We start from the raw sequence: 13,431 nt of genomic DNA on the forward strand, positions 1-13,431 counted from the left end.
ATATGTCCGGTGTCAACAACACCCAGCAGGATGTGGACATCGATCTCGCTCAGCTCTTTCGCGCTGTGTGGCAGCGGCGGGTGCGCGTCATCGCCATCACGCTGGCAGGCGCCTGCGCGGCATTCGCGATCGCCAAGGTCATGTCGCCGGAATATCGCAGTGAAGCCCGCATCCTCATCGAGCAGCGTGCGCCCGCCTTTGCGGCGACGACATCGGGCAACGATGCCGGTGCCGGCCCTCTGCTGGACGAGTTGAATATTGCCAGTCAGGTGCAGATCCTGCAATCGGCGGATCTGGTCAAGCAGGTCATCACCAATCTCAAACTTTACGATCGCCCTGAATTCGCTGCTGGCAACAACGGCTCCGCGCTCTCTGATATTCTGATCAAGCTGCATCTGAAGCGGGCGGCGGCCGATAAGGCCCCGGAAGAGCGGATGCTGGACGCCTTCAACAGCCGCCTGCAGGTCTATCAGATTAACAGCTCGCGCGTGATCGGCATCAGCTTCACGTCCCGCAATCCGGATCTCGCTGCCAGCGTGCCGAATGCCATGGCGCAGGTCTATCTATCCATGCAGAGCGGCGCCAAGCTCGATTCCAACAGCGAGGCGACACGCTGGCTGGAGCCGGAGATCGCCAAGCTGCGCGACAAGGTCAGCGAGGCGGAAAAGAAGGTTGCGGATTATCGTTCCGCCAACGGTCTTCTCCAGACCAGTCAGAACAACAATTTCGCCACGCAGCAGCTCGCGGATATCTCGACGCAGCTGGCGCAGGTGCGTGGCGACAAGGCCAATGCCGAGGCGAGGGCGCAGGCGGTGCGCAGCGCGCTGTCCAGCGGCCGCTCCACCGATACGCTTGCCGACGTCGCAGGCTCGCAGACTATTCAGCGGCTGAAGGCGACCCAGTCGAACCTCGAGTCGCAGATTTCGGATCTGTCCACGACGCTGATGGACGGGCATCCACGGCTGAAGAGCCTGCGGGCGCAGCTCGTCGATATCCGTCAGCAGATCGATCGCGAGACCCAGAGGATTCTGGCAAGCATCGAGAACGAGGCAAAGGTCGCGCAGCTGCGCGAACAGCAGCTCCTCGCCCAATCGAATACGTTGAAGGCCGATAGCGCCCGGGCAGGGGAGGACGAAGTCGGCCTCAACGCCCTGGAGCGCGAAGCTGCGGCCGAGCGGCAATTGCTCGAGACCTATCTCGCCCGTTATCGCGAGGCGGCTTCTCGCGTCGACAAGAATTCCAGCCCTGCCGATGCACGCATCGTTTCCACGGCGGTCGAACCGGTCGATCCGTCTTTCCCGAAGGTCGGCCCGATCGTCGTCGTCGCTACCCTTGCCACCTTCATCCTCACGGCCATCGTTATCATGCTCGCGGAGCTGTTCAGCGGCCGTGCATTGCGGCCGGTCGGGCCTATTCGCAAGGAAGATGCCGTCGCGCTGGAGGCGGCGAAGCGCATTCAACCCATCGCCGAACCGGAGCCGGTTCGGCCAGTTGCGCGAGCAAGCAGCGTCGAGGCGCCCACAAGCATGCTCTCCGTCCCCGTAGAGGAAATCCCGGTTCAGGCTGCGGATACCGTAATTGCTTCGGAGACGGCAATCGCCTTGGACACCGCAATCGCTCCGGATCATGGGCCGAAGCAGGTTGCTCAGGCTGCCACGGATGAAGAGGAAGATTTCTCCATCCAATCCGTCGCGGATTATCTGATCGACAGCGGTTCGCGGCTGGCGATCGCCATATCCCCGACCGGTGACAACGGTTCGACCGCGACCGTCATGCTGGCGCGGACCATTGCCGATGCAGGGAGCCGCATCGTGCTGGTCGATATGACCGGTACTGGATGTCCCTCGAGGCTCATGGCCGAGCATGACGAACTTCCTGGCGTAACCGACCTGCTGTGCGGCGAAGCGGCCTTTGGCGATACGATCCATCCGGATCGCCTGTCGGACGCTCATCTCGTGCCGCAGGGCATGAGCGACCTTGCCCGCGCCATGCGCGGCGCCGATCGTCTGTCGCTGATCCTCGACGCACTGGGCTCGGCCTATGACATCGTTCTGGTGGAGTGTGGCGCGGCCGAAGTCTCCGGTGTCGCGCGGCTGACGCGCAGCAAGGAGACGGAAATCATCCTCTCCATGCCCGAACCCGACGAAAGCCAGTTCATTGCTGCCATGACGGAATTCCAGAAGGCCGGCTACGAGCACATCATTCTGATGTCCGGCTGGCGCGAGGAGCATGATCCGGATACGCGCCGGGACGCTGCCTGATCAATCCGCGTCACCGCCTCCTGCATCCGATGCGGCGCCGGTTCCGTGTCGCGCCCGCAGCCGCTGGATGAAGAAATAGAGCTTGCGATTGGATTTGATCGCGACCTTCGTACGCGTGATGATCCGGTTCGCCATTGCCGCGAGACGCCCCATGCCTGAGACCGGCAGGAAGAGATCATACTGCACCGTTTCCATCGAGCACCAGGAGCGCTTGTAAATCTGGTCGCCGATACCGAAATCGAAGAGCGCGACGCCTTCGCGATGCAGCCGCTCGATCATCAGCCAGAACAGCAATTCGCCGGGGCTCGCCTCCGCAACCAGAGCCTCGTCGATCGAGGCAAACTGGCAGATGACGTGATCTCCCTTGCGGGACAGGGCAGCGATGGCTGGAATATGGCCCTCGTGCTTGCGTTTCAGGCGCAGCGCATGCATCTGCAATGTCGCGCCGATGCCATCGTCTTGGCGTCGGTGCAGCATGGCGTGCAGCGCGGCCTTGATCCGCTCATCCTTGAACGCATCGGGCAAGCCGGCATCCTGGAAGCGGACTGCTTTCTGCCGGAAGAACAGATCGAGCAATGCGTCCTGCCGGTCAGGACCGGCGATCACATATTCGTAGCCACCCTTGGCATCGAGAAGCCTGCTCTGGTGCTTGAACTTCTTGCGCCGGCGCTTGGCATTCACCTGCTTCAGACTTGCTTCGAAACTGCCGAGGAAGGGCATCTGAAAGGCATGGTTCTGGTTTTCGATCGACGTCAGGGAGGCGAGCGGGCTTTTGCGGCCGCGCCATTCGAGCGGGACGTTGCGCAGGATGACGACGTCCACCTTGCCGCGCAGAGCCGCCGCGATGGTGCTCGCCTGAGCGGCCGTCAATTCTCCATTTGCCAGGAACCGGGCTGAAAACAGGCCGGTATTGATATTGTTGTGGTGGCCTCCAATAAACTCGGCTCGTCTTATCCGGTGACTGCGGATGATCTCAAGTGGCAGGATGAAGGCGACGTGATTTTCGATGGAGCCCCTGACGATGGCGAGAGGGCGTTCGAGGTTCTCCACCCAGGCTGCGCACCAGTCATAGCTCTGGTGCAGCGAGTTGAGATCGTCCCGTTCCAGCGCGCGCCATTCGGCTTCGAGCGGTGCCATACTGTCGAAGATGTCGACCCGCAGTTGATCGGCAGCGGCAGGCTCCATCTCGATGGACGCAATCCACTTATCCGCTGCTTCGGCGGCCATGCCGGCGATATCTCGCGTCTGGGTCTGCATCCGGTCTTCTCCGCTCCGGCGGTATTCGGGCGCAGTCTGGCGGGCAACGGCTTATTTTTGGCTTAAGATGGGACATTCGCGCGGGATAGGCGCGGATCAGGGTTAGCCCAAAGTAAATCGGGCCGGGACGAGCGCTATTGCGGGCGCGGTCCGGCCATCCACTTGATGATGCCCATTGCCGGCAGCACCCAGATGATGCCGCTGAAAAGGAAATAGAGGAAATGCACCCAGCCGGGTTGATCTGCAAGCGTTCGCACTGCAACGATCATGGCGACGATCGCATAGATTGCAACCAGCAGCACGAGCAGGATCATGCCAATGAATTTGCGCAGGCGAAGGGGCACGGGGTTTTCTCCTCTTTATGACAGCATGCCGCGACGGCATGCCGCAAACTCCCGGGACTTGTTTTGCACGCCCCTATCGGGCAAATCAACAGCCTGATCGAAGGGAGAAGCCATGGCTGCCACTAATTTCACGACCGAACAGGCAATTTTGAAGGAAGTGGCCCGTCAGGACCGCAATCGCCGCGCCATCCGCATCTGGCTCGCCTGTGTGCTTCTGGTTCTCTTCGCTCTCGTGCTGGTGGGGGGTGCGACACGCCTCACCAATTCCGGCCTGTCGATCACGCAGTGGCAGCCGATCCATGGCGTGATCCCGCCGCTGAATGCGCAGGAATGGCAGGACGAATTCGATCTCTACAAGCGCATCCCGCAATTCCAGATCCTGAACAAGGGTATGACGGTCGAAGAGTTCAAGGGCATCTTCTGGTGGGAGTGGGCGCATCGCCTGCTTGCCCGCACCATTGGCGTCATCTTCGGTCTGCCGCTGCTGTTCTTCGTTCTGACGGGCCGCGTCGAACGCAAGCTCTGGCTGCCGCTTGCCGGCATTTTTCTGCTCGGCGGCCTTCAGGGTGCGATCGGCTGGTGGATGGTTTCCTCGGGGCTCGAAGCGCGCACCGACGTCAGCCAGTACCGGCTTGCGACCCATCTCGTGACCGCCTGTCTGATCTTTGCCGCCTGCATGTGGTTTATGCGCGCCCTGTCGCCGCATTCGAACGAGCCGCCACCAACGCGTCATTCGGCGAAACTCGCCGGTTTGATCGTCTTCATGGCTTTGTTCCAGATCTATCTGGGTGCCCTCGTCGCCGGGCTGGACGCGGGTCTCAGCTACAATACCTGGCCGCTGATGGATGGTGCCGTCGTGCCCAGCGATCTCTTCATACAGTCACCGGGCTGGATCAATTTCTTCGAGAACCCGAAGACGGTCCAGTTCGTTCACCGTCTCGGGGCCTATGCGCTCTTCGCCGTCGTCGCCATCAATATGATCATCTCGCTGCGCGCGGCGGCGCAAACGACCCACGCGCGGCGATCCGTCGTTCTCTTCGTGCTTGTGCTGATCCAGGCGATCCTTGGCATTTCGACGCTGCTGCTGCACGTGCCGCTGGATCTGGCCCTGGCGCATCAGGCCGGCGCCCTGATCGTCTTCGGCTTCGCAATTGCCAATTGGCGCGGTTTCTATGGTGAACTGCCGCGCCAGACATCGATCGTCGTGAGAGATTGAGGCGCTTTGCGCCTCAAATCCTTTTAGCGTGCGGAAGCGACACTTGCCGCCGACGACATCCGCGAAACCACTTTCAGCCGCCTGATTTCGCCGCGCCGGAAGGCAGCCAGGAAGCGATTGTAGTCCTTGAAGACCACGCAGCCATTCGATTCGCCACGGCCGCCTCTGAGCATGTAGGTGTGAGCCAGCAGGCCGTCGCGGCCATAGACGCGGGCGCCGCTTGCGGGTGTCAGGCGCAGCGCCTGCACGCCATGGAACAGGCTTTCCCTATATGTCAGGTTATACGTTTCCGGCGGCGTCGGGCCGGTATTCTTGCGATCGACATAGCGGGGATTGTCACGCATGTGGCCGAGGCCGGAATGGGCCTCGAGGCGTTCGCCGCTCGGCAGATAGACGGTCTTCGCCTCGATATCGTAGATCGCAGTGCCTGGGCCGGGGCTGATTGCGGCAAACGGGTTGATGAAAGGCTTGTTCTTGCGGACGGAGCTGTCATCCGGATCGGCATAGGCCATCACGCGCGATGGCGGTTGCGTGGTTGTTTCGCTGCCCGTTGCCCTGGCGATGGCGCTTGTGGCACCGGCGCGCTGCACGGGCGTTTCGCGGGCGGGGCGGGCCACGGGAATGACGTTCAGCACGGCTTCCGCCACTGCAATGTCGGCGTCTTTTGCAGGCACCGGCTTTGCTTCCGCAATGGCGGGCAGGCTGATCTCCGGGGCCGCGGAAGCGACCGCCGCTGGCTGCTCCGTGGTTTTCAGCGGGCCTGCAGCCGGCATCAGGGCAGCCGCATATTTTGCCTGGCTCAGCGATTGCACAGCGGTTGCGAAATTGATCGCGATCACCTTGCGCAGATGGGCGATCGTCTCGGGCGAAGCCGCTGCCACTTCGAGACGGCCGCTCTTGATGCTGGCCGCTGCAATCTGAGCCTGCTTCATATCGGATGTCTGTTGTGCAAGTGCCTGCGCCAGTTGCGCACGAACCGCATCCGTCCCGCCGGCTTTCGTTTGAACCTCCGCAGTGGCGATGTTGCCGAAGCGGCTTTGTCCATGCAGCGAAGTGGTCTGGCTGGCATAGCGGGCAGGGTGCGCCACGTAGCTTTGCGGAACGATGAAGGCCGATGCTCGCGGTGCCAGGAAATTATCGGTCGGCGCCGCCGCGCCGGGAAGCGACAGCACCATCGATTGCGTTGTCATCAGCGTTGCCGCGATCCAGGCGAAAGCCGCAACTGCGACTCCGGTGGTCAGGGTGCCGGGATGGATGCTGAGGGATTTTTTCGATCGCGAGGCGTAGCCGGAGCGCGAATTGAAGTTACCGAACGTTTCGGTCACGAACGCCATGATACTCGTTATCCAAACTACACAGACACTGAACCGGCTCAAGAACGCACACGCGCCCTAACGCGAGTGTCGCGTTCGGTCGCCAACTTGCCGGCTGTCTGGAAGCATGCCGAATTATGGTAACCAATTCCTTTACGATGGCTCATTCTTGGATATTCATTGAAAAAAGGGATAGTTTTGAACGCCCCACTCATCCGGGCCAGCAAAGCCGTTAAAGAGCAAATCCGGCCGACAATTGGTCGTAAGCCCAACGGTTGTTCACTTTTCCGTGTAGGTTCGGCTAATTTAGAGCAACGGCAAAAATAAGGCCGAGGACGGCGGCAGGGCTGAAATTGCGCAAACTGCTTCTGACGTGAAAAAGCCCGGCCTGATCGATCCTCCAGGGATGAACGGGCCGGGCCTATCGAATTTCAATCCGCATCAGGCTGAGTTAAGCGCTCAGCATCAGATCCATGTTCTGCACGGCTGCACCTGATGCGCCCTTGCCGAGATTGTCGAGCAGCGCCACCAGATTGACCTGTGCTCCGCCCGGCGTGCCGAAGACGAAGAGCTTCATCGTGTCCTTGCCGGCGAGCTCGACGGCGTTGACGCGGGGCAGGGCGCGGCTCTCATCGAGCGAAACGACCTGAACGATATCCTGACCGGCATAATGCTCGACGAGCGCGGCGTGAATGCTCTCCAGCGTCGCGCCTTCCGCGAGGTCGCCGAGATGCAGCGGCACCTGCACGATCATGCCCTGGGGGAAGCGGCTGACGGAGGGCGAGAAGATCGGCGCGCGCTCCAGCAGGCCGTGCGTCGTCATCTCGGGCACATGCTTGTGGGTCAGCGGCAGGCCGTAGAGGAAGTGCGGCGCGGTGATCGCATCCGGATGATCCGGATTTTCCATCTGGGCGATCATCTGCTTGCCGCCGCCGGTGTAGCCGGACACTGCATTGACCGTCACGGGATAGTCCGCCGGAAGGATGCCGGCGGCGCGCAGTGGCCGGATGACGCCGATCGCGCCTGTCGGATAGCAGCCGGGATTGGCGACGAAACGTGCTGCCTTGATCTTGCTGCCCTGGTTGCTGTCCATTTCGGCAAAGCCATAGGCCCAGTCCGGATGGATGCGGAAAGCCGTCGAGGTGTCGATGACGCGGACATTGTTGTTGCCCGCCACCATCTTCACCGCTTCCTTCGACGCGTCGTCGGGCAGGCAGAGGATGGCGATATCGGCGCTATTCAGCATGTCCTCGCGCATGGCGGCGTTGCGGCGTTCGGCTTCGGGAATAGACAGCAGCTCGACATCGCGGCGGTCGGCCATGCGCGTGCGGATCTGCAAGCCCGTGGTTCCGTGTTCGCCATCGATGAAGATTTTCGGTGCCATCTTATTCCTGCTCTTTCAATAGGTTCAGAGTGTTTCCGGACTCAGTTTGCCATGCAGTTGATTCAATTTCATAACAGCCGCTCCGAAAGCAGCAGGACGACCTTGGAAAACCGTCATGCCTGTCCCGAAACCAAGCCTCAGCGGCCGCTCGCCCGCCGTTCGGCATGGAGACCGAGCATATACATCGCCACGGTCGCCCCCGCAATGGCGGTGATGTCGGCGTGGTCGTAGGCGGGCGACACTTCGACGACGTCGGCACCCCGGATATCCAGCTGATGCAGCCGCTGCAGCACCGACAGGATCTTGGCGCTGGAAGGGCCCCCGGCGACCGGCGTTCCCGTGCCCGGAGCAAAGGCCGGATCGAGGCAGTCGATATCGAAAGTAAGATAGGTCGGCGCGCCCTTGGTATGGGAGATGATCATCGAAGCGATCTCGCCGGCGTTCATGTCCTCGACCTGATGGCCATACAGAATCTCGATGCCGAAATCGTCAGGCGCATGCGTACGGATGCCGATCTGGATGGAGCGGTCGGGGTCGATCAGCCCGTCGCGCACGGCGCGTGCAACGAAGGAGCCGTGGTCGATACGCCTGCCGTCGTCGTACCAGGTATCCTGATGGGCATCGAACTGCACCAGCGCCAGTGGCCCATGCTTGGCGGCATGCGCCTTCAACAGCGGCCATGTGACGAAATGATCGCCGCCGAGCGTCAGCAGGAAGGCGCCGCTGTCCAGGATCGTCGCCGCCTGTCTTTCGATTGCAGCGGGCGTCTCCTGATGGTTGCCGTAGTCGAGCAGGCAATCGCCGTAGTCGATCACGGCCATCTCGGCGAAGAGGTCGCGGTTGAACGGATATTGCGGATCATTGTCGAAGATGGCCGACGCACGGCGGATCGCCTGCGGCCCGAAACGCGTTCCCGGCCGGTTCGAGGTGGCCGCATCGAAGGGGATGCCCCAGACCACGGCATCGGCGCCTTCGAGCGACTTGGTAAATCGGCGGCGCATGAAGGAGAGCGCACCGGCAAAGGTCGGGTCGCTGGCAGCCGAGGTCAGGCTGGCGGCAGTGAAGGCGTGATCAATCGAGGTGCTCGGCAAGCGCGTCTCCCTTGCGCAGCTGGAAATCATAAGCCCGTTCTACCCGCGCTATGCGAACCTTATATTGTTCATACCAGCGCTCGCGGCCCAGTTTCTGCGCCGCCAGATGGGCGACGACGTTCTTCCAGGCGAGAATGCTTTCCTCGTCTCGCCAGAAGGAATTGGTGATACCGAAGCCATCGGCGCCTCTCGCACTCTCAAGACCAAGGCAGCCGTCTTGCGCCAATGCCATTTCCTCCATGCGTTCGCCCATGGCGCCATAGCCATTGTCGCCGGCTGTCCGGATCGAAGCGAAGGAGACGATATAATAGGGCGGCTCGGGAGTGGCCGCAAAGCGGGATGCCTTGTTGGTGCTCATGACGTGCCTCACGGGATGGAACGGAATTCCGTTCTGTGAATCGCGGATAGGTCGTGTTCGATGCTTATTTGCCCGATCGAGCGGTGCATTGATACGCCTTTTTCACGCAGGCGATCTGCGGCGTCGAGCAATCGGCCCGCCCATCGGTCACGACACAATAGGAGCAGCTGTCGTTGAATTCGCGACAGTCCGGATTTGCCTGAAGAAAATCCTTCATGCTCTGCATTTCTGCGGCCTTATCGGCTGGCGGAGCTGGCTGGGCATCGTCGCACAGAACAGGTGCGGCGCCGGCAATCAAAAGCAGAAGCGAAAAGATGAATCCACGCATTGAACTCTCCCGATGCTTGTATCGGAACTTTGCCACAAAACGCGCCGCTTGCCTCGGCGGATCTGCGCCTTTTCTCATGCTGCAAAAGAAAAAGGCCGGGGAAAACCCAGCCTTTCCAAAAATCCGATCTCGGATAAGCGATTAACGCTTGGAGAACTGGAAGGAACGACGTGCCTTCGCACGGCCGTACTTCTTGCGTTCGACGACGCGGCTGTCGCGGGTCAGGAAGCCACCCTTCTTCAGCACCGAGCGCAGGCCCGGCTCGAAGTAGGTGATCGCCTTGGACAGGCCGTGGCGAACGGCACCGGCCTGGCCGGAGAGGCCGCCGCCGGCAACGGTTGCGATGATGTCGAACTGGCCGTCACGGGCAGCAGCGACGATCGGCTGACGCAGGATCATCTGCAGAACCGGACGGGCGAAATAAGCCGTGTAGTCCTTGCCGTTGACGATGATCTTGCCGGAGCCGGCCTTGACCCATACGCGGGCTACGGCGTCCTTGCGCTTGCCAGTCGCGTAGGAGCGGCCGAGCGAGTCAACCTTGCGGACGTGAACCGGAGCAGCGGCTGCTTCCGACGTCGTGCCGAGGTCCTTCAGGGAGGAAAGGTCAGCCATTATCAGGCGCTCCTTACGTTCTTCTTGTTCAGCTTGGCGACGTCGAGGACGACCGGCTGCTGAGCTTCGTGGGGATGGTTGGAGCCGGCGTAGACGCGCAGGTTCTTCATCTGGCGACGGCCGAGCGGGCCGCGGGGAACCATGCGCTCGACGGCCTTCTCAACGACGCGCTCCGGGAAGCGGCCTTCGATGATCTGGCGAGCCGTACGCTCCTTGATACCGCCGGCATAACCGGTGTGCCAGTAATAAACCTTGTCTTCGTACTTCTTGCCGGTGAAGACGACCTTGTCGGCATTGATGACGATGACGTTGTCGCCGTCGTCGACGTGCGGCGTGAAGGTAGCCTTATGCTTGCCGCGCAGACGCATTGCGATGATAGAAGCGAGGCGGCCAACGACAAGCCCTTCGGCGTCGATGAGAACCCACTTCTTCTCCACCTCTGCAGGCTTCTGGGAGAAGGTTGCCATGTTGCATACTCTCTTTTAGGACCCTTGGCCCGAAGGCGTCTGGGCGTTTCTTGTTGCTTGGTTTGGCGCGCATGGATGCGTGCCAAAAAGAAAGCAGCCCGGAAAGGCTGCAATCTGCGGCGGCTTATAGATCGATTAAGAGCCAGGGTCAATATCGCCTGACTGGCGGGCTGTAAAAATTATAAAGCAAAATCAATATGTTGCTTATGTGGTAAAATAAAACCACATAATTTATCATCAACCCAGCCGCAAAACCAGCACTCCGCCAGCAATAATGGCGCCGGCAATATACCGCCAGATGCTGGATCGCTCCTTCAAAATAACGACGGATATTACCAAAGCGAAGAGGATCGAAGTCTCGCGCAAGGCGGCGACCATGGCAACCGGCGCCTTCGTCATCGCCCACAATGCCAGTCCGTAGGAGGCGATCGAACCGCCCCCGCCAATAAGCCCGCGGCACCAGTTGTAGCGGACGTGGGCGGCGACGGCATTAAGGCCGCGTTGCGATATCGCCCAGGCGAAAAGGAGGATGGGCGGCAGGAGCGCCATCCATAGGGTATAGGACACCGAATTGCCCGACGCACGCGCACCGATGCCGTCGACATAGGTATAGGTCGCGATAACAACGGCATTGGCAAGGGCCAGAACGATCGCCCGGCGGCTGCCCTTTCGGGCCTCGAAGGCAAGCGTCAATATGCCGGCACAAATGGTCATGGTGCCGATCAATGCGCCACCCGAAAGAGTTTCCTTCAAGACGAAACTGCTTGTCGAGACGATGATGAGGGGAGCTACACCGCGCATCAGCGGATAGACGAGCCCGATATCCCCGGCGCGATAAGCGGCCGCCACCAGCTGGAAGTAGGCGAATTGAAGGATGGCCGAGGCACCGATGAACGGCCAGGCCGCAGAGGCGGGCAGGGGAAGGAACGGTAGAAGGGGCAATGCCGCGACCGCGCCGCCGGCCGAAACCAGCGCCGCATCGAGCGACTTGTCGGTTCCGGCCTTGATGATCGCATTCCACGTCGCGTGCAGCAGGGCGCCGAAAAGAACGAGCGCGATAACGTCGAGAGACACGGAAAACCTCGGAAATTGGCAGGCGTAATGGCAATGCTTGGTATTTTGTGGGAGTGCGGTCCCCATATGATCCGCAATACATCGAAAAGCAACGAAATATCGATCATTCTGACGGCTTCCCCTTCGCTCCGGTCATGAGGGGCGCCGAGAATGGGGTTTTCGTTATGTTCCAAATCGCCCTTTCTAGAATTATAAATAACTAATTTATTGGAGTATGAAGCGCGAACAAATATCGCATGTCCTGTGAACGCGGGAGTAGCATTAGACACTTCTTACTTAAAAACGACAGAGGGCTGTGTCGCCTGCAGCGCCGTGTGTTGCCGGGCGCGCGAAAATCGCCGCGCAAACGCCGCGCGCAATCTCTCTTCTCCCCATGAATAAAGTGGATAATTCTACAAGAGATGAAAAATATTACAGCTAGCGCGCGATGCCGCTGATAAAAACCATACTAAGAGCTAAGTATAGAATCATCGAATCAAAACTTGATGGGGTATATCATTGCGCGAACTCGAAAATTATTCTGTGGAAAAAATAATGAAATAGCATATGTTCCGCGTTCGCATTCGGTTCTCGTTGGAATTGACTGTCCATGCGAAGTTTCTAATTTATATGCGAATAAATAGCGAACAAAGATTGCATTTCCTGAGAACGCAACCCTATGGCTTTGGGAAAATTTATGAAAGCGCTTTGGGGAAGGGCTTGAACGCAGGCGTATAAATGCCCGCGCACGGCCACAGTGCCGAAGATGCACCGTGCCTGCGACAATCAATGGTCGTACCGAACCCGTGAGCCGTCCGCCATATCAGTCGTAATCTATCGCGATCAGCGTCGGAAAATCAAATCATCGTCATCGAGATCGGTTGCCGGCCGGCATATGTAGACCGGACAGGAAGCGCGATCCTTCGTGGGAAGATAATCCTGATAGGCATAAAAGCCCATATCGCAGGCGCCGCTGTCGGCGACATAGCGATCATAGAGCGTCATGTTCGGTGTTCTTCTGGCCGGATAGCGCATGATGACCGCGCGCTCCCGATTGATGACCGCCCTGGCCTCGGCGCAGGTCATGGACATGGAATTATATCGCGAAATCGCCAATGCCGGCGTCGCGGCCGAAGTGATGAGCAGGCCCAGCAGGATGAAATTTTTCATCTGAGTAATCCTCCCTGAAGTTGTTATAATACAATATATATACGCGGAGACCGCCATTGCGGTTTCCATATTTGTGACAAAACGCAAGTGTGATCGAGGTGGGAGGCTTCGTGATGAACCACGATAGTTATGACGATTCCTATATAGCCGATATCCTCTTGTCCGTAAGGACCATCGCGCTCGTCGGCGCTTCGCCCAATCCCGCGCGCCCGAGCAACGGTGTGATGGCCTATCTCCTGAACAGGGGATATCGCGTCATCCCCATCAATCCTGGACAGGCCGGCAAGGAAATTCTGGGGCAATGGGTCTATGCACGCCTGGCCGACATTCCCGAGCCTGTGGATATGGTCGATGTTTTTCGGGCGCCCGAATATCTCCGATCGGTCGTGGAGGAGACGATCATGATCGAGCCGCGGCCCCCGGTCATCTGGGGCCAACTCGGTGTGCGTGACGATGCGGCTGCGGCGAGAGCGGAAGCGGCGGGGGTAAGGGTCGTCATGGACCGCTGCCCGGCTATCGAGTATCCGCGCCTGGTCGCTTGACCGAGATCATGCATGACGGCGGCATTCGGCCGTTT

At 59.9% G+C, this 13,431-nt stretch carries 14 protein-coding genes; 3 read left to right on the forward strand and 11 right to left on the reverse strand.

Annotated elements, in window-relative coordinates; translation table 11 throughout:
* Positions 1-2 precede the first annotated feature (2 nt).
* On the forward strand, positions 3-2,261 hold the full coding sequence (locus PH558_RS18250) for a GumC family protein (protein ID WP_285205853.1): 2,259 nt from the start codon (positions 3-5) through the stop codon (positions 2,259-2,261).
* Here PH558_RS18250 and PH558_RS18255 read toward each other — a convergent pair whose 3' ends face one another.
* Complete coding sequence (locus PH558_RS18255; protein WP_285205854.1) at positions 2,262-3,518, reverse strand: GNAT family N-acetyltransferase; 1,257 nt, start codon at positions 3,516-3,518, stop codon at positions 2,262-2,264.
* 134 nt (positions 3,519-3,652) lie between these two features.
* Positions 3,653-3,862, reverse strand: a complete 210-nt coding sequence (locus PH558_RS18260; protein ID WP_069616272.1) for a DUF2842 domain-containing protein — start codon at positions 3,860-3,862, stop codon at positions 3,653-3,655.
* Between the two features lie 112 nt (positions 3,863-3,974).
* Between PH558_RS18260 and PH558_RS18265 the strand changes: the two genes are divergently transcribed.
* The gene (locus PH558_RS18265; protein WP_285205855.1) at positions 3,975-5,078 is read left to right on the forward strand and encodes a COX15/CtaA family protein; all 1,104 of its coding nucleotides are present in this window, start codon (positions 3,975-3,977) and stop codon (positions 5,076-5,078) included.
* Between the two features lie 23 nt (positions 5,079-5,101).
* On the opposite strand, the gene PH558_RS18270 is transcribed toward PH558_RS18265, so the two are convergent.
* The 9 genes from PH558_RS18270 to PH558_RS18310 form a co-directional block, all read right to left on the reverse strand.
* Positions 5,102-6,412: a DUF2778 domain-containing protein gene (locus tag PH558_RS18270; protein ID WP_285205856.1), complete on the reverse strand. Its 1,311-nt coding sequence runs from the start codon at positions 6,410-6,412 to the stop codon at positions 5,102-5,104.
* A 430-nt stretch (positions 6,413-6,842) separates the two neighbouring features.
* Positions 6,843-7,775 (reverse strand): N-acetyl-gamma-glutamyl-phosphate reductase, encoded by a 933-nt coding sequence (gene argC / locus PH558_RS18275; RefSeq protein WP_285205857.1) that lies wholly within the window; start codon positions 7,773-7,775, stop codon positions 6,843-6,845.
* 137 nt (positions 7,776-7,912) lie between these two features.
* Entirely contained in the window at positions 7,913-8,866 is a 954-nt protein-coding gene (gene speB / locus PH558_RS18280; RefSeq protein WP_285205858.1) for an agmatinase, read from the reverse strand.
* Complete coding sequence (locus PH558_RS18285; RefSeq protein ID WP_113229628.1) at positions 8,847-9,224, reverse strand: antibiotic biosynthesis monooxygenase family protein; 378 nt, start codon at positions 9,222-9,224, stop codon at positions 8,847-8,849. Before PH558_RS18285 ends, speB begins: the two co-directional genes overlap by 20 nt.
* A 64-nt stretch (positions 9,225-9,288) precedes the next feature.
* Positions 9,289-9,552, reverse strand: coding sequence for a hypothetical protein (locus PH558_RS18290; protein WP_285205859.1), 264 nt, complete (start codon positions 9,550-9,552; stop codon positions 9,289-9,291).
* A 141-nt stretch (positions 9,553-9,693) separates the two neighbouring features.
* A complete protein-coding gene (gene rpsI, locus PH558_RS18295; RefSeq protein WP_075852256.1) occupies positions 9,694-10,164 on the reverse strand; it encodes a 30S ribosomal protein S9 in 471 nt (156 codons plus the stop codon).
* A 2-nt stretch (positions 10,165-10,166) separates the two neighbouring features.
* The gene (gene rplM, locus PH558_RS18300) at positions 10,167-10,631 is read right to left on the reverse strand and encodes a 50S ribosomal protein L13 (RefSeq protein WP_004122374.1); all 465 of its coding nucleotides are present in this window, start codon (positions 10,629-10,631) and stop codon (positions 10,167-10,169) included.
* Positions 10,632-10,868: 237 nt separating this feature from the next.
* Positions 10,869-11,705, reverse strand: coding sequence for an EamA family transporter (locus tag PH558_RS18305; RefSeq protein ID WP_285205860.1), 837 nt, complete (start codon positions 11,703-11,705; stop codon positions 10,869-10,871).
* A gap of 822 nt (positions 11,706-12,527) precedes the next feature.
* Complete coding sequence (locus PH558_RS18310; RefSeq protein ID WP_285205861.1) at positions 12,528-12,854, reverse strand: hypothetical protein; 327 nt, start codon at positions 12,852-12,854, stop codon at positions 12,528-12,530.
* A 113-nt stretch (positions 12,855-12,967) separates the two neighbouring features.
* Between PH558_RS18310 and PH558_RS18315 the strand changes: the two genes are divergently transcribed.
* Positions 12,968-13,396 (forward strand): CoA-binding protein, encoded by a 429-nt coding sequence (locus PH558_RS18315; protein WP_015339469.1) that lies wholly within the window; start codon positions 12,968-12,970, stop codon positions 13,394-13,396.
* Positions 13,397-13,431 lie beyond the last annotated feature (35 nt).

It is taken from the genome of Rhizobium pantanalense (genome assembly GCF_030182525.1).
In the GTDB taxonomy this organism is placed as follows: domain Bacteria; phylum Pseudomonadota; class Alphaproteobacteria; order Rhizobiales; family Rhizobiaceae; genus Rhizobium.

What these genes read in the sequence shown, in the direction of transcription:
- PH558_RS18250 (WP_285205853.1), top strand. Translation starts at nt 3, where the DNA reads ATGTCCGGTGTCAACAACACCCAGCAGGATGTGGACATCGATCTCGCT.
- PH558_RS18255 (WP_285205854.1), bottom strand. Translation starts at nt 3,518, where the DNA reads ATGCAGACCCAGACGCGAGATATCGCCGGCATGGCCGCCGAAGCAGCG.
- PH558_RS18265 (WP_285205855.1), top strand. Translation starts at nt 3,975, where the DNA reads ATGGCTGCCACTAATTTCACGACCGAACAGGCAATTTTGAAGGAAGTG.
- PH558_RS18270 (WP_285205856.1), bottom strand. Translation starts at nt 6,412, where the DNA reads ATGGCGTTCGTGACCGAAACGTTCGGTAACTTCAATTCGCGCTCCGGC.
- argC (WP_285205857.1), bottom strand. Translation starts at nt 7,775, where the DNA reads ATGGCACCGAAAATCTTCATCGATGGCGAACACGGAACCACGGGCTTG.
- PH558_RS18285 (WP_113229628.1), bottom strand. Translation starts at nt 9,224, where the DNA reads ATGAGCACCAACAAGGCATCCCGCTTTGCGGCCACTCCCGAGCCGCCC.
- PH558_RS18290 (WP_285205859.1), bottom strand. Translation starts at nt 9,552, where the DNA reads ATGCGTGGATTCATCTTTTCGCTTCTGCTTTTGATTGCCGGCGCCGCA.
- rpsI (WP_075852256.1), bottom strand. Translation starts at nt 10,164, where the DNA reads ATGGCTGACCTTTCCTCCCTGAAGGACCTCGGCACGACGTCGGAAGCA.
- rplM (WP_004122374.1), bottom strand. Translation starts at nt 10,631, where the DNA reads ATGGCAACCTTCTCCCAGAAGCCTGCAGAGGTGGAGAAGAAGTGGGTT.
- PH558_RS18310 (WP_285205861.1), bottom strand. Translation starts at nt 12,854, where the DNA reads ATGAAAAATTTCATCCTGCTGGGCCTGCTCATCACTTCGGCCGCGACG.
- PH558_RS18315 (WP_015339469.1), top strand. Translation starts at nt 12,968, where the DNA reads ATGAACCACGATAGTTATGACGATTCCTATATAGCCGATATCCTCTTG.